We start from the raw sequence: 25,645 nt of genomic DNA on the forward strand, positions 1-25,645 counted from the left end.
ATTGTAATTTACTTTTTAAAATTCTTAATGAGTATTGTCACATTTACTGCTTGTCTCAATTTTATATTGAGAACAAGCTAAAATTGGACTATACTCATTTTAGTATTTTTAAAGGAAATTACTCAGTCCACGAGCTTTATACTACAAGATTAACATCCTATTTTGATTTTATTAATAAATATACACTATTTATTAATGCTATTATTCCGGAGAAGAACATTACTATTAACCATTGACTAAATGACAATGCAACAGTATGGAATATTCCTCTGAAGAATGGTATATAAAGTACAGATGTTATCATTATTATTGAAATTAAAACAGCTCCTACTAAATAAGGATTTGTAAATAGCTTTATTTCAAATATTGAATGTCTTTCTGATCTACATTCAAAAACATGTATTAATTGAGACATTACAAGAGTACATAAAGCTAAAGTTCTACAAGTTTCTAGATTCATACCATAATATCTTCCTATCATAAATGATAGTAAGGTACATATTCCTATTAATGATCCTCTTACTACAATCTTCTCAACTAGTCCCCTTGCAAAAATACTTTCATTTTTTGCTCTTGGAGTTTGTCTCATAATATCACTATCAGCTGGGTCAACACCAAGGGCAATAGCTGGCAATCCATCAGTAGCTAAGTTAACAAGTAAAATTTGTATTGGACTTAATGGATTGGGAAGATAAAATAATGTTGCTAAAAACATAGTTAAAACTTCACCTAAATTACAAGACAATAAATATCTTATGAATTTTCTTATATTATCATAAATTATTCTTCCCTCTTCTACAGCTGCCACTATAGTTGAAAAATTATCATCCATTAATATCATTGAGGATGCTTCTTTAGTAACATCAGTTCCTGAAATCCCCATGGAAATTCCTATATCTGCTTCTTTTATTGCTGGAGCATCATTTACTCCGTCTCCAGTCATTGCAACTATATTACCTTTTCTCTTAAATGCTTTTACAATTCTTAACTTATGGTTTGGTGAAACCCTAGCAAATACTCTGACTTTATTAACTTTCTTATATAATTCATCATCACTAATTCTTTCTATTTCTTCACCTGTTAAAACTTGTTCTTCAGTATTACATATATTTAATGATTTCGCTATGGCAAGTGCAGTATTCTTATGATCTCCTGTTATCATAACAGGCTTTATTCCTGCAAGTTTACATTTTAAAACTGCATCTCTAGCTTCTTTTCTTGGTGGATCAATGCTTCCAACAACACCTATAAATATAAGATTTTCTTCTAAATGATTATTTTTACTTAATCCTTCTTCCTTATATGCGCATGCTATACATCTTAGTGCTCTAGATGACATAGCTTCAATAAATTTTGCTACTTGTTGTTTCTTTTGATATGTTAAAGGCTTTATTTTATTATTTTCTAATATATAAGAACATTTTTCTATAAGTCTTTCAGGTGCACCTTTAACATAACAAGTTTCTTTATCATTTTCATTAATTATTACAGACATCATCTTTCTTGTTGAATCAAAAGGAATATCATATACTCTATTTATATTAGATACATATGCCTTTAATGGTTCAACTTTCTTAAAGAACATCTCTATTAATGCAGTTTCTGTTGGTTCTCCATGAAGCACTTCTTCCATTATATTTTTAGTAAAATCATAATTACAATCATTACAATAAACTAGAGCTTTCATCATTTTGTTATAATCTTTTAATTCTTCTTTTTCTAATTCATATATTTTACCATTTAAATAAGCTTCTTTAGCTGTCATCTTGTTTTGAGTTAATGTACCTGTCTTATCAGAACATATAACAGAAGTACATCCCAAGGTTTCAACTGCAGGTAATTTTCTTACTAAAGCGTTCCTTTTTAACATTCTAGATACTCCAAGTGCTAATGCTACTGTTACAATTGCAGCAAGACCTTCTGGAATAGCTGCTACTGCTAAACTTACGCCAAGTAAAAACATTTCTGTTATATCATTCCCTCTTATTACACCCATTACAGTTACTATTACACATACAACTAAACAAATAACTACCAATACTTTGCCAAGTGAATCTAATTTTTTATTTAAAGGTGACTTTTCTTCATCTATGTTTTGAATTAGATCTGCTATTTTTCCCATTTCTGTATTCATACCTATTGTGTCAACTTTAAATAATCCTTTTCCTTTTACAATAGTTGTTCCCATATAGCACCTATTATTTTTTCCATTAACATCTTTATCAACTCCTACCGATTCCCCAGTAAGTAGTGATTCATCCACGACAATACCTAATCCTTCAATAAATGTACCATCTGCTGGGACTCTGTCACCAGCTTCTAAAATAACTACATCACCTATAGTTAAATATATAGAATTAAGAATTTGTATGCTTCCATCTCTTAGTACCTTACATGTTGGTGCAGCTAAATCCTTCAGAGCCTCTAATGACTTTTCCGTTCTAAATTCTTGAACAAATCCTAATATCGCATTTACAAACACAATTATTAATATAGTAATTGCATCAGCTTTATCACCTATGATTCCCGAAATTATTGTTGCTGCTATAAGTACCCATACAATAAAATCATTAAATTGTGAAAGAAATATTTTTAAAGCTGATGTCTTTTTTTTATGCTGAAGTTCATTAAGCCCAAAATTCTTAATTCTTTTTTCAGCTTCCTTTGTACTAAGTCCTTTTAAAAGTTCTTTTTCTTGTACCACAATTTCTCCTCCCTTTTTTTCTCCTCATATAAATATATATATTTTCCTTTGCAAAAGTTATGATGATTTTTTAATAAACTTTACATTATTGAAATTTACAAGTAAAATATATACTGTGATTTTATACAAATAAGGAGGAGCTATTTTGAAGAATATAGTTTATGTAACTGGACATAAAAATCCTGATTCAGATTCAATCTGTGCTGCTTATGGATATGCAGCTTTGAAAAATAAAATTAGTAATCTTGAAGCTATACCTGTAAGACTAGGTAATGTAAATCGAGAAACTCAATTCATATTAGATTATTTTGGTGTTGAAGCACCTAAATATTTAGAAACAGTAAAGCTTAAAGTAGAAGATTTAAAAATAGATAATCTTGATCCAATTCCACCAACTTTCCCATTAAGAGGTGCTTGGAACATAATGAGAGATAATCATCTTAAAGCTTTACCAATAGCTGATAAAAATGGTTGCTTAATTGGAGTTATTTCTATTTCTAATTTAACATCAGCTTATATGGATATTTGGGATAATAACATCCTAGCAAAAAGTAATACATCTATAGAAAATATAATAGAAACTCTTGATGCTAAAGCAATATACATAGATGAAAATGTTAAAACATTTCCTGGGAAAATAACTGTAACTGCAATGCAACCTGATAGTTTAAGAGAAATAATAAATCAAGGTGATATTGCTATAGTTGGAGATAGACATGATGTTCAAGAGGAACTATTAAACATAGGAACTTCTTTAATGATTATAACTGGTTCTAATACTTTACCATCTGAATTAATTTTTAAAGCTAGAGAAAACGGAGTTACTGTTATAAGTACACCGCATGATTCATTTACAACCTCAAGATTAATCGTTCAAAGTATACCAGTTGAATATGTAATGGCTAAGGAAAACCTAGTATCATTCTCTACTGAAGATTTAGTAGATGATATTAAAGGTATTATGGCTGAAACTAAATACCATTGTTACCCTGTAACTAATATTGAAGGTAAAGTAATTGGTACAATTTCAAGATATCATCTTATTTCTGATCATAAGAAAAAAGTTATTCAAGTTGATCATAATGAAAAAGGTCAATCTGTTAATGGATTAGATGATGCTGAAATAATAGAAATAATTGACCATCATAGAGTTGCTGATATTCAAACAAGCAATCCTATATACTTTAGAAATGAACCAATTGGTAGTACTTCAAGTATAGTTGCTAAATGTTATTTTGAAAGTGATGTTCAGCCTTCTAAGGAAGTTGCCGGACTTTTATGTGGAGCTATAATTTCAGATACTCTGTTATTTAGAAGCCCAACTTGTACTGAACAAGATAAAATTATTTGTCTTAGATTAGCTGAAATAGCAGGAATAAACATTGATGAATTTGCTAAAGAAATGTTTAAAGCAGGTACTTCTTTAAAAGGAAAATCTGTTGCTGAAATCTTCAATCAAGATTTCAAACCTTTTAGTATAGCTGATTCTAAAATAGGTGTTGCTCAAGTTAATACAATGGACATCGATGGATTTATGCCATTAAAAGATGAAATGCTAAATTATATGAGCAAACAAGCTGAAGAAAATAACTTTGATGTAGTTATGCTACTTTTAACTGATATACTAAATGAAGGTTCTCAAATTTTAGTTGCTGGACCAAAACCAGAAATCGTTGAAAAAGCATTTAAGGTAGAATTATACAACTGTATGACATTCCTACCAGGGGTATTATCAAGAAAGAAACAAGTAGTACCACCTCTAACAACAACATTATTAGCAAAATAATTATTAAATAAAAAATAGTATCTCAAAAATTTGAGATACTATTTTTTATTTGGCTATGTTTTAACAGAGTGTTGATATATGCATAAGCAAAGTGGACGGAGTAATTTAACTTAAGAACACTAAAATAAGTATAGTCCCATTTTAGCTTGCTCCCAATATAAAATTGAGACAAGCAGTAAATGTGACAATACTTATTAAGAGTTCTAAAAGTCCAATTACAATGCCACTTCACCTATTGCATATATCAACACACATTTAAAACATAGATTTTTATTTAATATTTTTTCACATATATTTTTTTAAACACCAATATTATAGTATAATGGCGCAGTGACATTGAAATTTACTTTTTAGAACTCTTAATAAAGACCTGTTGAATTAATTGCTTGTCACAATGTTTCATTGGGAGCATGCATTAATTAGACTAGTCTTTATTTTTAGTGTTCTTAAAGTAAATTACTAAGTCCACAAGCTTTATACTATAATATTGCTAGTTCTAAAAATTACTTTCTCATTCCGTTTATCATTCCCCATACTTCATCAGCAGTTGTTATGCCTTTAGAGCTTAATTGGAATGCTCTTTGAGTGCTTATTATATCTGTGAATATCTCAGCAGTATCCACATTAGATCCTTCTAAAATTCCTTGATGAATATTGTAATCATTACTTAATGTTACTTGTGCATCATCTGATGCCACAAAGTAGTTATCTCCAAGAGCAATAAATGCTTTATCTCCTACTGCAGTAAACACTGGTATTTGTCCTACTTTTACGTATTCACCATCAACTTTTGTTGATACTCCACCTTCACCATCTATTGAAATGTCTTCACTAGATAATTTAGGACTTCCTTCTGACATACCATCTGCATATTGTATGTATATCTTATTACCTCTAGCATCAACTAATACACCATCTCTATCAATCTTTAAGTTACCATCTCTAGTATATGCTATAGAACCATCATTTTGAACTGCTGCAAAGTACCCTTTTCCATCTATGGCTATATCAGTTTTAACACCAGTAGTTAAAAGATTACCTTGAGTATCCTTTCTATAATTCATACCTAATTTAACACCAGTACCATTAATGGCATCTTTATTTACAAGAGGAGTTCCTTTTCTATCTAATGATTCAGTTAAAAGATCACTAAATTGAACATCTGTTGCTTTATATCCAGTTGTTGATGTATTTACTAAATCATTTGAAAGATAATCTAATTTTTCTTGATATGCATTCATACCACTTTGGGCATTTGCAAATATATTAAACATATTTTTATCCTCCCTATCTTACAGATCCAATTTCATTTGCAGCTTTTTGAACAGTTTCATCTTGCATGCTAACAAATTTTTGATTAGTTTCAAATTGACGTTTTATTTCCATAAGTTTTACCAGTTCTTCAGTTGGATTAACATTTGAAGTTTCAAGAACGTTTTGTCTTACATTTACTACTGCATTATATACTGGATTATCACTTTTATAATAATTATCGCCAAACTTTTCTAATGATGCATAATCTGCAAAATCTGCTGTTAATAATTTATATGTTGATTCTCCTGTAGCACTTTGAATATTGTTATTTCCATCTAAAGAAAATTTTTCTTTTCCTACAAATATACGTTCTTCTGCACCAGTTCTATTATTTTTTCCTAGTACATAATCTCCCTGACCTGTTATTAAATATCCTTGTTGATCTATTTTAAAACCACCACTTCTTGTAAATAAACGTTCATTTCCTTTTTGTACTGTAAAAAATCCTCTTCCATCAATACCAAAGTCAGTATAGCTGTCTGTTGTTTTAAAAGCACCCTGCGTATATATAGTACTTACATCATTAACTTTTACGCCTAAATTTAAATTACCAAGTTTATTTGGAATATGTCTATCTCCAACTTTATTTTGTCTATTAGTTATCATAACATCTTCAAAACTTTGTTTTGTTAAAGTGTTTTTCTTATAACCGTTATTATTAACATTAACAATATTATTAGTAACAGTTTGTTGTTCATTTTCTAATGTTATTAAACCCGATACAGCCGTATAAAAACCTCTTATCACTTACTTATCAACTCCCTCTTTAATAATAGCTTTACATTCATCATTATAGTGCATGCCTAAGCCTCTAGCTCTTTCTTCTATTTTGCTGTCAGAAAGATTAAAACTACTCTTATATCCAAACATAAGGGTTACTCCTATAACTAATCCTATACCAATACCAAATAATATTTTACTATCATTTAAGAAAAATATCATGTCTTTTAGCTTTTGAATAAGTTTCTTACTAATAATACTTCCCCCTTACTTATAGACAAAACTTTACATATCTCTTCATCAGTTAAATTTTGCTTTATTAAATCAGTTATCATCAGTTGCTTATTAGATTCATTTGTCACTTTCTGAGTTTGAAAATTTATCTCTGAAATAATTCCGTTACTTATTTCTTCAGTTTCGCTTTGTTCTATAGCAATATGTTCTTCTTGAATATTATTTTCTAGTTCACTAGTACTTTTTGTTTTATAAATATTACTATCTAATATATTATCGTACTCTTCTTCAATATCATTAATCATATTTAAATTTACTTTTATAGTTTTGATTTCTTGTTGAAGTTCTGTAAGACTTTCACCTATATCTTTTCTTAAAAGTCCAAGTTCTAATTTATAATCATTTAAATTTTCTTTTTCTTCATTTAAAGTAAATTCAAATGAAGTTGTGCCTTTACTCATTATTTTATAATTATATACAATTAAAATAATTCCAATTGCAATCAATATTAATGGTACCATCGAATCGCCTCTTTAATCAATGTAATGTAATTTTTTCATAGCTTCTCTTAAATTACTAATAGATCTTGCATGTAATTGACATACTCTTGATTCCGATACTGACAATATAGCTCCTATTTCCTTAAGTGTTAATTTTTCATAATAATATAAATTAAGTATTAATTGCTCTTTTTCTTTTAATAACTTAATTGCATCTGATAATACTTCTAACTTTTCTTTTTCTTCTAATTCTCCCTCTGGACTAGGACTATTTTTATCTTCTATTATTCCTAAAAGATTAACTTCTTCATCATCTGAAAAAATTATATTTTCTAAAGATACCATAGATATGTGATTAATATAATTTTCTATTTGAGAAACTTCTTCCAAAGATAATTCTAAATATTGTGCTATTTCTAAAATATTAGGTTCTCTTAATAATTTATTCTGCAGAGCTTCAATAGCACTATTATATCTATTTAATTTATCCATGGCACCTTTAGTAATTGGTCTATTCTTACGTATTTGATCTATTATAGCTCCTTTTATTCTAATAGAGGCATATGATGAAAATTTCATTCCTTTTTCAGGATTATATTTGCTAATAGCGTCCATAAGTCCTATTATCCCATAACTAACTAAATCTTCATACTCCATATACTTGTTTTTACCAATCATAATCCTAGAAGCTATATATTTAACTAAAGGGATGTACTCTCGTACTATTTGTTCTTTTACATTATTATCTTGTAAATTACACATTCCTCTCAATCCCCCTTTTCTTACTCTTAACACTCTTATTATTATATTATTTTTAATTTTTTATAATATAAGAGCAACTTTTGTCTTTTGTTAAATAATTATTATAGTATTTCTCTTTGTTTCCTCATTATATTAAAAATTTCACTTATAACCTTATCTCTTTGATTTTCACTAATCTCAATAAATTTAACTCCATAAATATATTCATTAAACTCAGTTATTTCCAAACGCATAATTTGTGCTTTTATATAATTCAACTTATCATTTAATGCAAATTCTAATATTAATTTATCATACTTTTCTAATTTTTCTTTAGTTTTAAATCTCATTCCACCACCACTTAGATCAATCATTAATGCATCCTTAAAACTAGTGATTTCTTCATCTTCTGATTCTGTTATTTTTTTTAACTTAACAATATTCATAAAATCTACTCTTACGAAATCTCGTCTTTGTATTTCTCTTACATTATATGGCTTACTTAATTTATAATAAATTATATTATTTTCTTTTCCACGCTCTAAAACATCACAATAAAAATTAAAGCACTTTCCACCTTTTGCATAAGAATTTATCTCGATCTTATCATCTATCTTTAAAGCTAAATATTCCCCATTAAACACCGGAATATTTATCTTAATGCAATCATCTTCAATATCTTGTATTAAACTTTTAAAAGCTTTATCCTCTACTAAAACCTCTACTCTATCATTAACTTTTAATATAAATTTTGACATCCTTGACCTCCTATGAAAATATTCTAAATAATTTTTTAAACAATTCTCTAGGTCCACTTGAAGTCTTCACATCTTGTCCTAAAATCTTTAATGCAATATTATCTATGGACTTAGATGCTTCACATGTAGGATATGATATTACAAAAGGCTTTTGCATTTTAACACTTTGAACAACTTTTCTGTCATCTATAACACAACCTAAATATTCTAAATTTAATTTCAAAAATCTTTTTACTGTTCTTTGAAGTTTATTATATACATCTATTCCTTCTGATGAATCAATAGCTCTATTAACTACAACCATTGCATGATTTTTAATTTTAAAATGATCGGCTGCTTTTATTAAACTATATGCATCAGTAAGTGCTGTAGGTTCTGGCGTTGTTACTATTATCAAATCTTCTGATACAGCCATAAAAGACAAAATGCTCTTATTTATTCCAGCACCAGTATCCATAAGTATATAATCAAAATCACTAAGAGATTCTAATTTTTCTAAAAATAAATTTCTTTCGCTTTCTTGTAATTCATCTACCTTGTTTAATCCAGATCCAGCTGGTAATAAACTTACTCCATTAGGTCCTAACATAATTATATCCTCTATTTTTTTTCCAGTAAATATAATATCAAATATATTGTACTTAGGATAAATACCCATTAGAACATCGTCATTTCCCATACCTAAATCTGCATCAAAAATCAAAACTTTTTTACCTTTATTTTGTAAACAAATTCCCAAATTAACAACAAAATTACTTTTACCTACTCCACCTTTACCAGATGTAACTGTAATTATCTTAGTATTTGACTTATTATCAGTATTTTCGCTTTTATCAACAAGTTTTCTTAAAGCTTCAGCTTGATCTAGCATAAAGTTTCCTCCCCTAACATAAATCTAGCCAGTTCTTCTTTAGTTGGGACTATTATATCATTAGGTACATTTTGTCCTGTTGTTATATACTTAACAGGTTTATTAGATCTCTTCATTATGTTATATAGTGATCCATATACTGTTGTTTCATCTAATTTAGTAATTATTACATTGTCATAAGATAAATCTGAATAACCATTCAATATGCTTACTATATCTCTATTTTTAGTTGTTGCACTAATTACCATACTCACATAATCTGGATTAGCTTTTTCAACAAATGCTCTTAGCTCTGAAATCTGCATTGTATTTTTACTACTTCTACCTGTAGTATCAATAAGAATAACATCACAATCTTTCATTGAATTTATTGCTTCTTCCATTTCTTTTATAGTAATTACAACTTTAAAAGGTATATTCATTATTTCAGCATAAGTTTTTAACTGTTCTATTGCCCCTATTCTATATGTATCAACAGTTATTAATCCAACATTTTTTTTATCTATAAGAGATAATTTTCCTGCAAGCTTTGCTATTGTAGTAGTTTTTCCAACACCAGTTGGACCCACTAAAGCTATTTTTCCAGAAATTTCCCCACTGCATTCCAAAAGAACTTCTTCAAAAACACTTCTAAGAAGTTCATACTTATCTACATTTTCATCATCAATACTATTTATTTTACTAAGTATCTCTTCATGAAATTCCTCATCTACATCTATATCAATAAGTTTTTCTTCAATTTTATCAATCTTTTTAATTTCATCTTTTGAAGTATTTTCTATAACTCTGTTCAAAAGCACTTTCATTTCACTAACCTCTTTATACATAGAATCTTGAACTAATTCTCGATGTGAATTTTCTTTTTCTTCTACTTTTAAGTTAGTTGATAAATTTAAAGCGGCTATTGTTGTATTTTCATCTTTTTCTATTATGGTATTTTTATCAGAAGTTTCTAACAATCTCTTTATATTACTTAATGAATCTTCTATTTTGCCATCTTTTTTGTTATTAGTCTTGTTTAAATCAGCTGCATTTTCCACTGCTGCTGTAACCTCTATTAACTTTCCCGAAAAGAATCCCTTAAATCCAGGCTTTCTTACTTTTCTTTGGCTTATTATGATAGCATCTTTTCCTAGTTCATATCTAATTCTAGTTAATGCTTCATTCATGTTACTTACAAGATATCTTTTTATGATCATTGAATAGTTACAACTCCTCCACTATTAATTTCTATATCATTTGGTACTTCATTTAAAGAAATTACCATGACATGTGGAAATACCATTTCTATTAATTTCTTAAATACTGCTCTTATATTAGGAGATACTAATATAACTGGTTGATTATTATTGAAGTAAGTTGTTTCAAGTATATTTTTTATACCTCCAAGCAATCTAGTTGTTGTATCTGGATCTACGGTTGGGAAAGATCCTTGCATTGTCTTCTGAATATTTGACCCTATCATTTCTTCTACATTAGGATCTAATGTTACAACTGTAATTGCTCTATCTTCATTTATTAACTGATTACAAATTGTTCTTGATAAAGCAAATCTAACATATTCAGTAAGCACTTCAATATCTCTTGTATTTCTTGAATTATCAGCCAAAGATTCCATTATCGTAACCATATCTTTTATAGGCACTTTTTCTTTTAAAAGACTTTGTAATACTTTTTGAAGTTCCCCTATAGTCATTAAATCTGGAATAAGTTCTTCTACAACAGCACTATATTTATCTCTTAAGTTATCAACAATAAGTTTAACCTCTTGTCTACCAAGTAACTCGTAAGAATGAGATTTTATAGTTTCTGTTAAATGTGTTACCATAACTGTCGTTGGATCTACCACTGTAAATCCTTTTATTTCAGCTTCTTCTCTCTGATCTTTATTAATCCATACAGCTGGCAATTTGAAAGTTGGTTCTAAAGTCTTTATACCTGGTATTTCTAAGCCATCCCCTGTGGGATCCATGCAAAGTAACATACTTGGCATAAGCTCAGATGAAGCTACTGTTGTTCCTCTTATTTTTATAACATATTCATTGGTCTTTAATTGAAGATTATCTCTAATTCTTATTGGTTGTACTACAATCCCCATTTCAATTGCACATTGTCTTCTAACAGAAGCAATTCTTTGAAGCAAATCCCCTCCTGAACTTTCATCTGCAAGAGGAATTAATCCATAACCAATTTCAACTTCCATTGGTTCTACTGAAATTAAATTCATTACATTTTCAGGTTCTTTACGCTCTGCTTCTATAATTTCCTCTTCTTCAGAAACAAATTCTTGTTCTAATTGTTTAGTTTCTTCTTTATAAAGCATATAAGAAAGAACTGCCATTGAAATTGCTGCAATTAAAAATGGAACTTTAGGCATATTAGGAACTAATGCTAAAAAGAACATAGCAGCACTTGCAATAGATGTTGCTATAGGAAATCCTGTTAATTGCCTTGATAAAGATTTACCAAAGTTTTCAGCATTTCCTGAACGTGTAACTAAAATACCAGAAGCTGTAGATATTAATAACGCTGGCACCTGACTTACAAGTCCATCACCCACAGTAAGTTGAACGTACTTAAGTGCTGCATCTCCAACACTTAAATCTTTTTGCATAACTCCAATTATTATACCTGCAATTATATTTATTACAGTTATTATTATACCTGCGATAGCATCTCCTTTTACGAACTTAGAAGCACCATCCATAGATCCATAAAAATCTGCTTCTGATTGTAAATCTTGTCTTCTTTGTTTAGCCATTACTTCATCTATAAGACCTGAATTCAAATCAGCATCTATACTCATTTGTTTTCCTGGCATAGCATCAAGTGTGAATCTTGCTGATACCTCAGAAACTCTACCAGCACCGGCTGTGATAACCATAAATTGTATTATAATTATAATTAAAAATATAATTATACCAACTACATAGTTTCCCCCGATAACAAAATCTCCAAATGCTTGAATTATCTTTCCTGCATCACCTTCACTTAATATAAGCCTAGTTGATGATATATTAAGTCCTAATCTAAATAATGTAGTAATTAATAGCAGTGTTGGAAATACTGATAATTGCAATACATTTGTAGTAAACATTGTTATGATTATAATAACAACAGATAACGTTATGTTAAATGCCAAAAGTACATCTAATAATGTTTTTGGTAATGGTATTATCATCATAAGTACTATACATATAACACCAGCCGCTACAAGTACATCTAAGTTGTTTTTTATATCGAGTCTTTTATTTTCAAGTCCCAACCTTATCCCATCCTTTATTTAATATAAAACTAAGAGTTCTTCTTTAACTTCAATACTATTGCTAGTACTTCTGCTACCCCTTGATATAAATCTTGTGGTATATCTTGATCTATTTCTACCCTGTCATACATTAGCCTTGCTAATGGCTTATTTTCAACAATAGGAACATCATTGTCTTTAGCAATTGTTTTTAATCTAATTGCAACATTGTCTGCACCCTTAGCAACAACTTTAGGTGCTTCCATGTTTCCACCCTCTTCATATTTTAATGCAATAGCTAAGTGAGTAGGATTTGTAATTACAACTGTAGCATCTGAAACAGATTGCATCATTCTTCTCATTCCCATTTCTCTTTGCTTTTGCTTTATTTTCGCTTTTAATTGAGGATCACCCTCTGCTTGCTTATATTCATCCTTAATTTCTTGTTTAGTCATTTTTAATTCTTTGTTATGAATTCTAAATTGTACAAAATAATCTGTTGCACCAATAATAACTAATGCCAATGTTATTTGCATAAATATTCCTACAACTAAATTTTTTACTTCATCACCTAAAGAAGGTAAATATAAACTCGAAATATTTATTATATCAACGTAATTATTCTTAACATACTTATAAGCTAGTATAGATATTATTGTTACTACTATAAGATTTTTAATTAAACCAACTAAACTTCTTTTAGAAAACATATTTTTAAAACCTTTTAAAGGATTTATCTTACCTAATGAAGGTTTTAATGGTTCTCCTGTTATAAGGAAACCAGTTTGAATTATACTTGATGCTACTCCTGCTATCATTATTGCTAATGCAAATGGTAAAAACACAGCAGCTACCTTTAAAAGACTAAATACAATAAAGTTTATAGCAGTTAATTCATTAAAATCTTTTAAACTTGGGAATGCTAAAAAATAAGTTAAAACACCTTTAAAAGTATTTACTAAACTTCCCCACAACATAGAAACTGCTAATGTACATGCAGCCATAGTAATAGCAACACTTACATCTTTACTTCTAGCCATTTGTCCTTTTTTCTTTGAATCTGATTTTTTCTTTGGAGTTGCTTCTTCTGTTTTTTCATCTGCAAATATCAATGCTAGAGGAATTGCAGGAATTGCTCTAAAAATATGTTCAAAAACATCTGATAAGTTATAAACTGCACTACTAACCACTTTAAATATCAGCGGTAATAAAATTACAAATGTAGCAAGTCCTAATAAATTTTTAATTGGTAAACCAAATATCATTATTGGAATTGTAGGTACAGTTCTTGATATCAGTCCTAAACATAAATCAGTTATAACAATTATCAGTACAAGTGGTACTGCTATTTTCACTCCTAATACAAAGTATTCAGTAATAGTAGAAATTACAGCCATCATAGTTTCTTGATAAACTAATGTTTGACCAATAGGTACTATTCTAAAACTTTCAATTAATAATTTTATTACTATATGATGACCGTCCACAATAAAGAAAATAACTGTGGCTATCATATAAGAAAAATTTCCAATTAAAGTAGTTTGAGAGTGTGAAGTTGGATCTAATATTGATACCATAGAAAATCCCGCATGAATATCCATCCAGCTTCCTGCAAATTTTACTACTTCAAAAATCATGTTAGTTATGAATCCTAGCACTAAGCCAGTCATAACTTCATTTAACCCATAAATAATTAAATAATATACATTATTTATTTCATTTACAGTTGAATAATCTACTCCAGCTAATACCGCAATAGAGATTATTAAACTTAATGCTCCTTTTAATATATGTGGTGTTCCTGTTTGAAAAAATGCATTAACAATAACAAAATAAGATGTTAATCTTAAAAATATAAAGAATAATGCAAGAAAGTAGGCCGTTTCAATCACAATGCACTACCTCCCCTTTACGCTGTAACTTTTGTAATCAATTCAAATATTCTTGTTGTAAAAGACATTAAAGTTTGAAGCATCCAGCTTCCTAAAAATATTCCAACTATAGCTCCAGCAATTAATTTAGGAACAAAAGTTAAAGTTTGTTCTTGAATTTGGGTTGTTGCTTGTATAATACTTATAAGTAATCCAACAATTAATACTACAAATAATATTGGTGCTGCTAGTTTTGCAGCAACTATTATAGTATCTTTAACAACCCCATTTAATAACGCTTGACTCATAAATTTCCACCTCACGAAAAGCTCATAATTAACGATTTTACGAGTAAGTACCATCCATCTACCATTACGAATAATAATAATTTAAATGGCAATGATACCATAGCTGGCGGTAACATCATCATACCCATTGACATAAGTACGCTTGCCACAACCATATCAATTACTATAAACGGCAAATATATTAAAAATCCTATTTGAAACGCTGTTTTTAGTTCACTTATTGCAAATGCAGGAATCAAAGTTGTAAATGGAACATTTTCTCTAGTTAATTCTTCTTTATTCACATTATTAATCTCTACAAATAACTCTAAGTCTTTTTCTCTAGTTTGTTTCAGCATAAAATCTTTTATCGGTTTTGAACCTATTTCAATGGCTTCATCCTGTGTTATACTCTGCTCAATATATGGTTTAAAAGCATTTGTATTAATTTCATTATATACTGGTGACATAATAAATATAGTGATAAATAATGCCAATCCTGTTAAAATCTGATTTGGTATTGCTTGTTGTACACCTATAGCACTTTTAATAAATGAAAATACAACTACTATTCTTGTAAAAGATGTTAACATTATGACTATAGATGGTAGTACTGCAAGAATAGTGAAAAATATTAATATCTTTATATTATTAACATAATCGTTGGGACTACTTTCACCATCTCCAATACCTAAATTTACTTGTGGTAAATCTATGCTTTCAGGAACTGCATATGCTTTTATTCCACAAAATGTTATGATAGCAAAAGCTAAAATCAACACAAACATAACTTTGTTTTTATTTTTTTTCATCTTTATCTTCCTTTGATGTGTAAATTCTTAAATATATTTAAAACCTTTTTCTTTATATCTTCAGATTTCTTTATATATGACTCATTTATAAGATACATATTATTTCTTTTCTCTTCTTCAATTTTATTAATTTCTTCTTCAGATAAATCTTCTAATTTTTCCATACCTGTTTGTGTATTTGTAAGTAGATATCCCTTATTACCTACTTTGATTACTACTATAGAATTTTCCTTTGTTATTTGAGTTCTATCTATAACTTTTACATATTTATTGTCATTAACTGCTTTTACCTTACTTCCTAATATTTTAAACATTAAAAACATAAGTGAAAAGACAACTAATAAAGACATTATCAAATTTAGAATCATCTTAAAAAAACTAAATTCCATATTTTTTTCTTCTTTCTATTGAGTTATTATACTATCAAATCTAACATCAACTATCTTACTCTTTGTTAATTGCTTATTTATTTTGTCCATAAGTTGAGCTTTTATTTCTTTTTCATTATTAGTATTATTAATATAATCTAATTTTAAAGACTTTAGATAAAATATTATTGAATCTCTTACTACAACTTTTTTTTCTTTTAGTTCAGTTTCTGCATCTTTATCTGTCTTATCATACCCTATTGATATTTGACCTTTAAAGTATCTTTTCCCACCTTCATCTGCTAAGTTTGCAGTCATTTCTCCCATATCTACATAAGTTATTTCAGTGGTTTTTTCTTGAATAACTGTTTTAGCATTCTTTTGCATAAACATATAAGTTGCACCAAAAACTCCTCCACCAACTATCAGTAAAGCTACCACAAATATTATAATAGTTTTCATATTGCCTGATTTGCCTTTTGCTTCTTTATCCTTACCCTTATCTTTATCAGCCATTATTATCGCTCCTTATTATCTTTTTCATTAATTATTAATATGTTAACTCTTCTATTTTTAGCTTTATTCTCTTCAGAATTATTATAAACTATAGGTCTATACTCTCCATATCCTGCTGCACTAAATTTCATTGGATCATTACTCTTTGTCTCAACAAAATATTTAACTACATTTACAGCTCTTTGAGTAGATAATTCCCAATTACTTGCATATTTATAATTACTTATAGGTACATTATCCGTATGTCCTTCTACTATAACTGAATTAGGTAATGCTGAAATTAATGTATTAACTTTATCTAAAACTTCCTTACTACCAGGAATTAAATCTGCTTGGCCAGATTGAAATAAAACAGTATCTTTTAGCTCTAATATAACGCCACGTTCATCTTGAATAATATCCATAGCTCCAGATAAATTGTTTTTTTCAACATAATTTTTTACATCTTGATACATAGTTTCTTTTCCTAAAGATTCTGCATCAATTACCCCTTCAGCATCTGATTCTCCACCAATTATAGGAACCTTTCCATCATACTGATTATACTGAAGAAATGTGTCACCTGACTGACCTGTCATAACTGATACAAAAGCCTGAGATATTGATTGTACTTTTTGTGCATCAACACTTGACATAGAATAAAGTAAAATAAAAAAGGTTAAAAGTAGTGTAACACAATCCGAATAGGTACCAAGCCATTCATCTCCTCTTAATCCGCCTCCATCATCTGACTTCTTTTTTCTAGCCATTTTTAAGCAACCCCTTCATTATTTTCTGAATTATTTTGAGCATAAACTATTCTTTCTTGTGGTGATAAGTAAGATATTAATTTATCTTCAACAATTCTAGGATTTACTCCTGATTGAATTGAAAGTATACCTTCAAGCATCATTTCTTTTATAGCAACTTCTTTTTGACTTTTATTATTTAAATTTTGTGCTATTGGTGATGCAAAAATATTAGCTATAAGTGAACCATAGTATGTTGTTATAAGCGCTTTACCCATTCCTGATGCTATTGTACTAGAATCAGTTAAATTGGCAAGCATTTGTATTAATCCTATAAGGGTACCTAACATACCGAATCCCGGTGCAAATGCTCCCCAAGCTGAAAAAATTCCTGCTCCTGATTTATGTCTTACTTCCATTTCTGATATATCAAGTTCTAATATTTCTTTTATAGATTCTGGCTCTATTCCGTCAACAACCATTTGTAAGCCTTTTTTTAAAAATTTATCTTCTAATTGAGATATTGTATCTTCTAAAGATAATAACCCGTCTCTTCTAGCTTTTCTTGAAAGTTCTGTAAACTGACTTATTGTTTCCATTGTAGATGACTTTGGTTCTTTAAATGATTGGAGAAATAATATTCCTGCTTTTTTTATTTCGTCTAGTGGATATACAATCATTACCGCTGCAATAGATCCACCACCTGTTATAGCAACTGAAGGTAAATCCCAAAAAAGCTTTAAGTTACTTGCACCTGAGCCTCCACTTGCCATCCCATAAATCATTAATCCTAAACCCATTATTAATCCCGCGGCAGTCATTATATCAGTTTTTTTCATTACTAAATGCCTCCTCTATCTTCCCTGAATAAAAATTTCTCTTTTATACTTTAGAATTTTAAATTTAATTTCATCTACACTTTCAATAACTATGTACTTCTTCCCATTACTTAGTGTAATTAAAGTTTCTGGAACTTGTTCTATTTTTTCAATATGATCATCATTTAATATAAATGATTTATTATTCATTCCTGTTAGTTCAATCATTGACATCCTCCCATTAAGTATAAATCTTATACTCTAATATTATTTATTTAAATAATTAGGGAGAAAATATTACTCCCTAATTATTAAATTCTTTTATCTCATTAATCCTGTAATTGTTTGAAGTATTTCATCTCCTGTTGATATCATCTTTGATGAAGCTTGAAATGCTCTTGTTGCTGTTATCATGTCTGTAAATTGCTCTGTTAAATCTACATTTGATGATTCAAGTGTACCTTGGATAAAATCTCCAAAGCCCTTACTATTATCTATCTTTTCTGGGTCTCCACCTTCATTTTTCATTCCACCTACAGGTGTTTTTATTATTTCAGGTCCTGAATTAGGAGATGTCTGCAACTTATTTCCTCCTATTGTAGTTAAACCTTCTGGGTTTTTAAAAGTAGCCATAGCTATTTGACCAAGTGCAGTTCTACTACCATCTCCAAGAACTGCTGTAATTACACCATCTTTTCCTATAGAAAAACTTTTAACAGGAACTTCTATTGGTTTTTCACTAGTATTAGGAGTACCATCATCATTAAGAGGATAAGTTTTTACCTTATCTGGTATTTTTAAAGTATTAAGTTCTTTTCCTTCCCCTACTGCTTTTAATGTTTTGGAATCAGCATCTACATAGTTTGCTACTGCAACTTTAGTGGTACCTCCACCTGGAGTTTCCCATTCTATACTAGCCTTTGCATCTGCCTCTTCCCCATCTTGAATCAAATATCCCATTACTCTGTATCCATCTGCTGTTAAAAGATTTCCTTCATAATCAAGAGTAAAATTACCATCTCTTGTATATAAAATTTCACTTTCACTACCACCTGATAATTTTCCTGAAGGCTCTATTCCAATAGTTCCAGTGCCTTCACTTGTTCCACCTTTGTAAACCTCTGGTCCTTTACTTACCATAATATATCCATCACCATCAACACATACATCTAAGCTTCTTCCTGTTGATAATGCATTACCTTGTCCCATAACTTTATTTATACTTGAAAGTTGTGCTCCAAGTCCTACTTGTTTAGCATTTGTACCACCTTTTTGCCCAGTTGGTGCTGTTGCTGATGACATATTTTGATAAAGCATATCAGAAAATCTTGCACTTGATGCCTTAAATCCTGTTGTACTTACATTGGCAATATTATTACCTATAACATCTAATTTAACTTGGTTAGCTTTCATCCCACTTATTCCTGAGTACATCGATCTTAGCATATTTAATTTTCCTCCGTTTATTTTCAAATTTTATCTTTTGTTATCAATAATCATTAAAGTTTTATGTTTTATTTATAAACTGTTAATAATCAATTTATCTCTTCTAATCGTATAGCATATAAAAGTTATCCTAACTTTTATTAATAAAGCTAATATTCAGCCGGAGTGTAAATTTCTGAATATAAGTTTTTTATTAATCTTATCTCATTAAGCCAGTTATTGTTTGAAGTATTTCATCACCTGTAGTTATCATTTTTGATGAAGCTTGGAAAGCTCTTGTTGCAGTTATCATATCTGTAAATTGTTCTGTTAAATCTACATTTGATGATTCAAGGGTTCCTTGTACAAATTGTCCAAAGCCTTTACTATTATCAGTATAATCATCTGCTAATTTTCCCTTTGGTGTCTTTATTATTTCAGGTCCTGAGTTAGGTGATGTTTGTAACTTATTTGCTCCTATTGTAGTTAAACCTTCTGGATTTTTAAAAGTAGCCATAGCTATTTGACCAAGTGCTGTTCTACTACCATCTCCAAGTACTGCTGTAATTACCCCATCTTTTCCTATTGAAAAACTTTTTACTGGTACTTCAACAAACTCAGTTGTTGGATCTCCATTTTCATCTCTTTTAGGTGCTAAAACTTTATCTGGTATCTTTAAAGTATGAAGTTCTTTTCCTTCACCTACTGCTTGTAAAGACTTAGAATCAGCATCTACATAATTTGCTATTGCAGTTTTTTTGCCATTTTCTTCTTTCCATTCTATACTAGATTTAACATCTCCATCTGTGCCATTTTGAAGTAAGTATCCCATTACCCTGTATCCATCTGCTGTTAAAAGATTTCCTTCATAATCAAGAGTAAAGTTTCCATCTCTTGTATACAAAATCTCGTTTTCGCTACCTCCTGATAACTTTCCAGATTTATCTATCCCAATAGTTCCTTTTGCATCAATTGTCCCACCTTTATAAACCTCTGGACCTTTACTTACCATAATATATCCATCACCATCAACACATACATCTAAGTTTCTTCCTGTTGATAATGCATTACCTTGTCCCATAACTTTATTTATACTTGAAAGTTGTGCTCCAAGTCCTACTTGTTTAGCATTTGTACCACCTTTTTGCCCAGTTGGTGCTGTTGCTGATGACATATTTTGATAAAGCATATCAGAAAATCTTGCACTTGATGCTTTAAATCCTGTTGTACTTACATTGGCTATATTATTACCTATAACATCTAACTTAACTTGATTAGATTTCATTCCACTTATTCCAGAATACATTGATCTTAACATATTTTATTGCCTCCAAATCATAATTTGTTAACTTGTCTCTATCATTCAACAAGTTTAGGCTTCCATACTAACAATGTTCAATTTACAATATTTAATTTACAATTATAAAATTATTTATTCTTTAAATGTTAATTGTCAATTGTCTAAGGTCCAGCCTATAATATTACCACACTATCTATATTGGTAAATATATTATCTTTTGCTCTTTCTTTCTCAATAGCTGTTATTAATGTCCTATTTTCTATACTTGCAATTAATGCAGTATCTTTGTACAAAATAACAGAATTCTTTGAGTTTTTATCTTTTGCGATTTGGAATCCTTTTTCAATTTCTTGCATATCTTTATCTGTAAAGTTAATTTCATTTAGTCTTTCAGCTGCATGCTTTGATACAATAAAACCTTGATTCTTATTGATAACATTATTTAATACATCTTTAAAACTATTTTTTTCTTCTGTTTTTGTTGTGGATTTTGGATTGGTATTTTTAATAGGTTCAAAGGTACCTATCGGATACACTTGACCATTGATTATTCTATAACTCAATTATTTTCCTAATATTGATTGTAATTTTTCAAGGTCATTTGCATAGTCTTGTCCGTATCCTGCCTTATCCTTATTATCTACCATTCCTAAAACTTGACTTGCCTTTTCTTTTTCTGTTGGATTTTGTGAATCCGCTTTATTTGTATTTTCTACTTTTGAATCTTCTTCTGGTTTCTCTTCCGGCTTCTCCTCTGGCTTTTCTTCCGGTTTAACATTCATGTCATCTTCAGTTAAATCTCCTGCCTTTACTATTGAAGCATATGGATATTCCTTTGTAATTAAGTTTCCTTCTTCATCTTTACTCTCTACTCTAACTTTAACAACACCATTATCTATAAATGCACTTTTTATGGTTCCCTTTACTATGATATTTTTATTGTCTTTATCATACGTAGAAATAACTACTTTTTGATCCTTTAAAGCTGAAGCTGATAAAAAGTCTGAATTTACTAATATGCTATTAACATCTGACGCTGTATAATTAGGAACTTCTAAGACTGTTTGTATCTTACTAACATCAAATACTTTGTACTCATTTTTACCATTTTCATTAACTTCTACAGAAATATAAGTACCATATTTATCTTTAGATACTCCTCTAACTACGCCTGTATATAATTCGCCTTTTTTATTTACTGCATCTAATGTTACACCCTTACCAACTAATTGTTGATATGAAAAATTACTCATCGTATCATTTAAGTTATACATTTGTTCCATAGCTGCAAATTGTGCCATTTGAGTAACATATGCAGTTGAATCTTGATCAGATGTTGGATCTAAATTGGATAACTGAGCTGATAAAAGCTTTAAAAATGAGTTTTTATCAAATTCTTGACCTGATTTAGATATTTTAGTTCCTCTATCAGTTGTCATTTTTCCTTGAGTAGAATTAGTCTTACTATTTGCTGCATTAGATGCATTGGTTTTACCGAGAGCTGCATTTACATCACTCATAGAAAAAGTCATAACTTCACCTCCTAAGCAAAAAAGTCTAAATTACTATTTAAATCTTCTGTAATATCATCTTCTGATTCCACTGAATCAATTACAGATGTTTGTCCATTATTACTGTTTTGTTTTTGATTTTCTTTAGCTAGTCCTCTTCCAAAGCCTTGTTCTTTAAAGAATGTAGTATCTTCTTGATACAGTTCTACATTTACATCAGCAACTTTTATATTTTGTTCACCTATGGCTTTTTTCATTTCAACTAAATTTTGTGAAAGAAGTTCAAATGTTTCTTTAGAATTTGCTTTTATGTTAGCTTTCATGATTCCATTTTCTTGAATCAAACTAATAGTAAGTTGACCTAAATCTTTTGGGTTTATTTTTACTGTTAATTCTTTCATAGAGTTTGTAATCATAAGCTTAACATTTTTAATTAAATCGTCTCCCATAGTTGCTTTATTTATTGTTACTGGCTCAGTTGGAGCAGCTACATTATTTGAATTAATTTCATTTCTTGAAGAAAGTAAATTGATTTTATTTAATACGCTATCATCTTTATTATTGTTTAAAAGCTTATTTAAAAAATCATCTTCATCTGAAGTGCTTGTAGGTACTTTTTCTTCTTCAATATTTTGATTATTCATTTGAGAATTGGCATTTTGCTCAAAATTCTTAAATGCAGTATTAAAGTTAGAAGTTTTATTTTCCTTATTTTCTAATGAACTTGATATTTGGCTCATTAAATCTTTAACTTTATTTGATACATCTGTATCTTCATCAAGTTTATTTCCTAACTTACTCAATAACTTATTTAATAAATCTTTATTATCAGAATTTAATAAATTAGTTAAAGGACTTTCTGAAGCATTTAATAGATTTTCAAGAAGTTTAGGTAAATCACTATTTTCTTTACCTAAATTGTTAATTATTGAATTCAATATATCCGAATTTAAATCTTTCACGTCAATATTTTCATCTTTAGCAGAAGACAACATATTAAAAATTGAATTTAACATTTCAATAATTTCATCTTTTGATGCAGTATCAAGTTTTTCTTCTAGTTCATCAATCTTTTCTTCTACATTAAGATCTTTGTCATTAACATTTTTATCTGCAACTTCAGTTTTATCTTTTATATTTTTACTATCATCTTTTTTACTTTCTACTTTTGTGCTTGATTTTTCATTTAGTACATCTTTAAAGCTTGTATCATCTTTACTTTTTGCAGTGTAATTTTTATCATTACTATGTGATACACTATTAACTTTAGATGGTGTTACATTAGATTCTGTATTTAATGATGTTAAATTTAAATTAGAACTTATATTCATTTTCATTTATTCTCACCTCCCTTCATTGATTCTTCTCATATATGAATAAAGGGCTATTTCATCAAGGTTAACTTGTTCAACCCTTTCTTCCTCTTTAATGTGCTCTAAAAATTTTTTTTCTTTTAATATTTCAACAGTTTTCCTATCAACCTGTTTAGATACCAAATCACTTCTAGCTTCATTCACTTTTTTGTCCTTCAAAACTAAATCTTTTTCAGTTTCTTTAATTCCAGTTTCAAGTCCTTGAAGATAATACCTTTTTAATTTTTGGTATACTACATCTTCCCCTGGAACAATTCCATTATATTTATCATAATTAAACTTTAATTGATTTAATTTTTTTTCAGTGTTTTGTTTTTGTCTTTGTGTTTCAGTAAAAATTCTTTTGCTCTCTTCTTCTTTATCTTGTCTTATTTCAAGAAGCTTATCTAAACTAAATTTAAATTTTTCTGCCACTTACCATACCTCCACTACTGATGTGTGATATTTACTATTCAAACATTGACACTAAATAACTTATACTCTCATCAAAATTTGATTTTTCATTAACAGTTTGACGCAGAAATTCTTCTATTTTATCATGATAAGAAATTGCTAAATCTATTTTTTTATTACTACCTTTTACATATGCTCCTATATTAATTAAATCCTCTGATTCTTTATATGTTGCTAAAAGGTCTCTAGCAATAGAAGCTGCTTTTATATGCTGTGGTGGAGCTATTGAATTCATAAGTCTACTTACACTATTTAATATGTCAATTGCAGGATAATGATTTTTATGAGCAAGAGATCTTGATAGTACAATATGCCCATCCAAGATACCTCTTACAGCATCTGCTATTGGTTCATTAAAATCATCTCCATCAACCAAAACTGTGTAAAAAGCAGTTATTGAACCATCTTCTGACGTCCCAGATCTCTCCATTAATTTTGGTAACTTAGCAAATACTGATGGTGTATATCCCTTTGTTGCAGGAGGCTCTCCTATTGCAAGACCTACTTCTCTCTGAGCCATTGCAAATCTTGTAACAGAATCCATCATTAAAATTACTTTTTTACCTTTGTCTCTAAAATATTCTGCTATTGCAGTAGCCGTAAGAGCACCCTTTAATCTTATTAATGCTGGTTTATCAGAAGTAGCACAAACTACAACTGATTTTTTCATACCTTCTGGTCCTAGATCTTTCTCTATAAATTCCAGAACCTCTCTACCTCTTTCTCCAATTAAAGCAATAACATTGACATCTGCCTTTGCTTCTCTTGCTATCATCCCAAGAGTAGTACTCTTACCAACTCCACTCCCTGCAAAAATACCTATTCTTTGACCATCTCCACAAGTTAAGAATCCATCTATAGCTCTAATACCTGTTGGCATTATTTCTTTAATTCTTTTTCTTTTCAAAGGATCTGGTGGATTATTTTCTAGTGGGTAATCTTCTCCTTCTAGAAGCTCTTCACCCCTTAGTGGCTTTCCTAATCCATCAATAATTTCACCTAATAGTTTGTCAGAACATCTTACACTTAAAGGCTTACGCATTGGAACTACTCTACATCCTGGAGAAATTCCTATTAATTCATCTAATGGCATTAAAACAACAAATCCATCTTTAAAACCAACCACTTCACAATTAACAGGAGTATTTTTTTCATTATATATAATACATAACTCTCCAACAAATCCTTTTATGCCTTTTACTTCAACTGTAAGACCAATTACTTTATTAACTACACCTTCAGTATATATTGAATTAGTATTGTCAACCTTCTTGATTAAGTTATTAAAGTCAATATCCATCATGTTTAATA

At 29.2% G+C, this 25,645-nt stretch carries 26 protein-coding genes; 1 reads left to right on the forward strand and 25 read right to left on the reverse strand.

The window, feature by feature from the left end; genetic code table 11:
- Positions 1-157 precede the first annotated feature (157 nt).
- Positions 158-2,704 carry a calcium-translocating P-type ATPase, PMCA-type gene (locus NG901_RS04860; protein WP_252212624.1) on the reverse strand — a complete coding sequence of 849 codons (2,547 nt, stop codon included), beginning with the start codon at positions 2,702-2,704 and terminating at the stop codon, positions 158-160.
- A gap of 145 nt (positions 2,705-2,849) precedes the next feature.
- On the opposite strand from NG901_RS04860, the gene NG901_RS04865 reads away from it, so the two are divergent.
- Positions 2,850-4,490 carry a putative manganese-dependent inorganic diphosphatase gene (locus tag NG901_RS04865; RefSeq protein WP_252212625.1) on the forward strand — a complete coding sequence of 547 codons (1,641 nt, stop codon included), beginning with the start codon at positions 2,850-2,852 and terminating at the stop codon, positions 4,488-4,490.
- A gap of 503 nt (positions 4,491-4,993) precedes the next feature.
- Here NG901_RS04865 and NG901_RS04870 read toward each other — a convergent pair.
- From NG901_RS04870 to fliI, 24 genes are all read right to left on the reverse strand, one after another.
- On the reverse strand, positions 4,994-5,764 hold the full coding sequence (locus NG901_RS04870; RefSeq protein WP_252212626.1) for a flagellar basal-body rod protein FlgG: 771 nt from the start codon (positions 5,762-5,764) through the stop codon (positions 4,994-4,996).
- A 13-nt stretch (positions 5,765-5,777) separates the two neighbouring features.
- The gene (locus NG901_RS04875; RefSeq protein ID WP_252212627.1) at positions 5,778-6,551 is read right to left on the reverse strand and encodes a flagellar basal-body rod protein FlgG; all 774 of its coding nucleotides are present in this window, start codon (positions 6,549-6,551) and stop codon (positions 5,778-5,780) included.
- A complete protein-coding gene (locus tag NG901_RS17115; protein ID WP_286673943.1) occupies positions 6,552-6,674 on the reverse strand; it encodes a hypothetical protein in 123 nt (40 codons plus the stop codon).
- A 77-nt stretch (positions 6,675-6,751) separates the two neighbouring features.
- Entirely contained in the window at positions 6,752-7,279 is a 528-nt protein-coding gene (locus tag NG901_RS04880) for a hypothetical protein (protein ID WP_252212628.1), read from the reverse strand.
- A 12-nt stretch (positions 7,280-7,291) separates the two neighbouring features.
- A complete protein-coding gene (locus tag NG901_RS04885) occupies positions 7,292-8,020 on the reverse strand; it encodes a FliA/WhiG family RNA polymerase sigma factor (protein ID WP_252212629.1) in 729 nt (242 codons plus the stop codon).
- Between the two features lie 101 nt (positions 8,021-8,121).
- Positions 8,122-8,757 carry a flagellar brake protein gene (locus NG901_RS04890; RefSeq protein ID WP_252212630.1) on the reverse strand — a complete coding sequence of 212 codons (636 nt, stop codon included), beginning with the start codon at positions 8,755-8,757 and terminating at the stop codon, positions 8,122-8,124.
- A 10-nt stretch (positions 8,758-8,767) separates the two neighbouring features.
- Entirely contained in the window at positions 8,768-9,628 is an 861-nt protein-coding gene (locus NG901_RS04895) for a MinD/ParA family protein (protein WP_252212631.1), read from the reverse strand.
- Positions 9,622-10,827 (reverse strand): flagellar biosynthesis GTPase FlhF, encoded by a 1,206-nt coding sequence (gene flhF, locus NG901_RS04900; protein WP_252212632.1) that lies wholly within the window; start codon positions 10,825-10,827, stop codon positions 9,622-9,624. Before flhF ends, NG901_RS04895 begins: the two co-directional genes overlap by 7 nt.
- The gene (gene flhA, locus NG901_RS04905) at positions 10,824-12,893 is read right to left on the reverse strand and encodes a flagellar biosynthesis protein FlhA (RefSeq protein ID WP_252212633.1); all 2,070 of its coding nucleotides are present in this window, start codon (positions 12,891-12,893) and stop codon (positions 10,824-10,826) included. Before flhA ends, flhF begins: the two co-directional genes overlap by 4 nt.
- A 29-nt stretch (positions 12,894-12,922) precedes the next feature.
- Positions 12,923-14,764: a fused FliR family export protein/FlhB family type III secretion system protein gene (locus NG901_RS04910; protein WP_252212634.1), complete on the reverse strand. Its 1,842-nt coding sequence runs from the start codon at positions 14,762-14,764 to the stop codon at positions 12,923-12,925.
- 17 nt (positions 14,765-14,781) lie between these two features.
- Entirely contained in the window at positions 14,782-15,051 is a 270-nt protein-coding gene (locus NG901_RS04915; RefSeq protein ID WP_252212635.1) for a flagellar biosynthetic protein FliQ, read from the reverse strand.
- Between the two features lie 11 nt (positions 15,052-15,062).
- The gene (gene fliP / locus NG901_RS04920) at positions 15,063-15,842 is read right to left on the reverse strand and encodes a flagellar type III secretion system pore protein FliP (protein WP_252212636.1); all 780 of its coding nucleotides are present in this window, start codon (positions 15,840-15,842) and stop codon (positions 15,063-15,065) included.
- 2 nt (positions 15,843-15,844) lie between these two features.
- Positions 15,845-16,231 (reverse strand): flagellar biosynthetic protein FliO, encoded by a 387-nt coding sequence (locus NG901_RS04925; RefSeq protein ID WP_252212637.1) that lies wholly within the window; start codon positions 16,229-16,231, stop codon positions 15,845-15,847.
- 15 nt (positions 16,232-16,246) lie between these two features.
- Positions 16,247-16,726, reverse strand: coding sequence for a flagellar basal body-associated FliL family protein (locus NG901_RS04930; protein ID WP_252212638.1), 480 nt, complete (start codon positions 16,724-16,726; stop codon positions 16,247-16,249).
- Between the two features lie 2 nt (positions 16,727-16,728).
- Entirely contained in the window at positions 16,729-17,475 is a 747-nt protein-coding gene (locus NG901_RS04935; protein ID WP_252212639.1) for a flagellar motor protein MotB, read from the reverse strand.
- Positions 17,476-17,477: 2 nt separating this feature from the next.
- Entirely contained in the window at positions 17,478-18,293 is an 816-nt protein-coding gene (locus tag NG901_RS04940) for a motility protein A (RefSeq protein WP_252212640.1), read from the reverse strand.
- A gap of 15 nt (positions 18,294-18,308) precedes the next feature.
- The gene (locus tag NG901_RS04945; protein WP_252212641.1) at positions 18,309-18,500 is read right to left on the reverse strand and encodes a flagellar FlbD family protein; all 192 of its coding nucleotides are present in this window, start codon (positions 18,498-18,500) and stop codon (positions 18,309-18,311) included.
- Positions 18,501-18,593: 93 nt separating this feature from the next.
- Positions 18,594-19,718 (reverse strand): flagellar hook-basal body complex protein, encoded by a 1,125-nt coding sequence (locus NG901_RS04950; protein ID WP_252212642.1) that lies wholly within the window; start codon positions 19,716-19,718, stop codon positions 18,594-18,596.
- A gap of 199 nt (positions 19,719-19,917) precedes the next feature.
- Entirely contained in the window at positions 19,918-21,015 is a 1,098-nt protein-coding gene (locus NG901_RS04955; protein WP_252212643.1) for a flagellar hook-basal body complex protein, read from the reverse strand.
- Between the two features lie 155 nt (positions 21,016-21,170).
- Positions 21,171-21,560, reverse strand: coding sequence for a TIGR02530 family flagellar biosynthesis protein (locus NG901_RS04960; protein ID WP_252212644.1), 390 nt, complete (start codon positions 21,558-21,560; stop codon positions 21,171-21,173).
- The gene (locus NG901_RS04965) at positions 21,561-22,529 is read right to left on the reverse strand and encodes a flagellar hook assembly protein FlgD (protein ID WP_252212645.1); all 969 of its coding nucleotides are present in this window, start codon (positions 22,527-22,529) and stop codon (positions 21,561-21,563) included.
- An 11-nt stretch (positions 22,530-22,540) separates the two neighbouring features.
- Positions 22,541-23,845, reverse strand: a complete 1,305-nt coding sequence (locus NG901_RS04970) for a flagellar hook-length control protein FliK (protein ID WP_252212646.1) — start codon at positions 23,843-23,845, stop codon at positions 22,541-22,543.
- Between the two features lie 6 nt (positions 23,846-23,851).
- Positions 23,852-24,295: a flagellar export protein FliJ gene (fliJ, locus tag NG901_RS04975; RefSeq protein ID WP_252212647.1), complete on the reverse strand. Its 444-nt coding sequence runs from the start codon at positions 24,293-24,295 to the stop codon at positions 23,852-23,854.
- A gap of 34 nt (positions 24,296-24,329) precedes the next feature.
- The gene (gene fliI, locus NG901_RS04980) at positions 24,330-25,637 is read right to left on the reverse strand and encodes a flagellar protein export ATPase FliI (protein WP_252212648.1); all 1,308 of its coding nucleotides are present in this window, start codon (positions 25,635-25,637) and stop codon (positions 24,330-24,332) included.
- Positions 25,638-25,645 lie beyond the last annotated feature (8 nt).

The sequence above is a fragment of the Clostridium sp. CMCC3677 genome (assembly GCF_023845585.1).
GTDB lineage: Bacteria > Bacillota > Clostridia > Clostridiales > Clostridiaceae > Clostridium > Clostridium aquiflavi.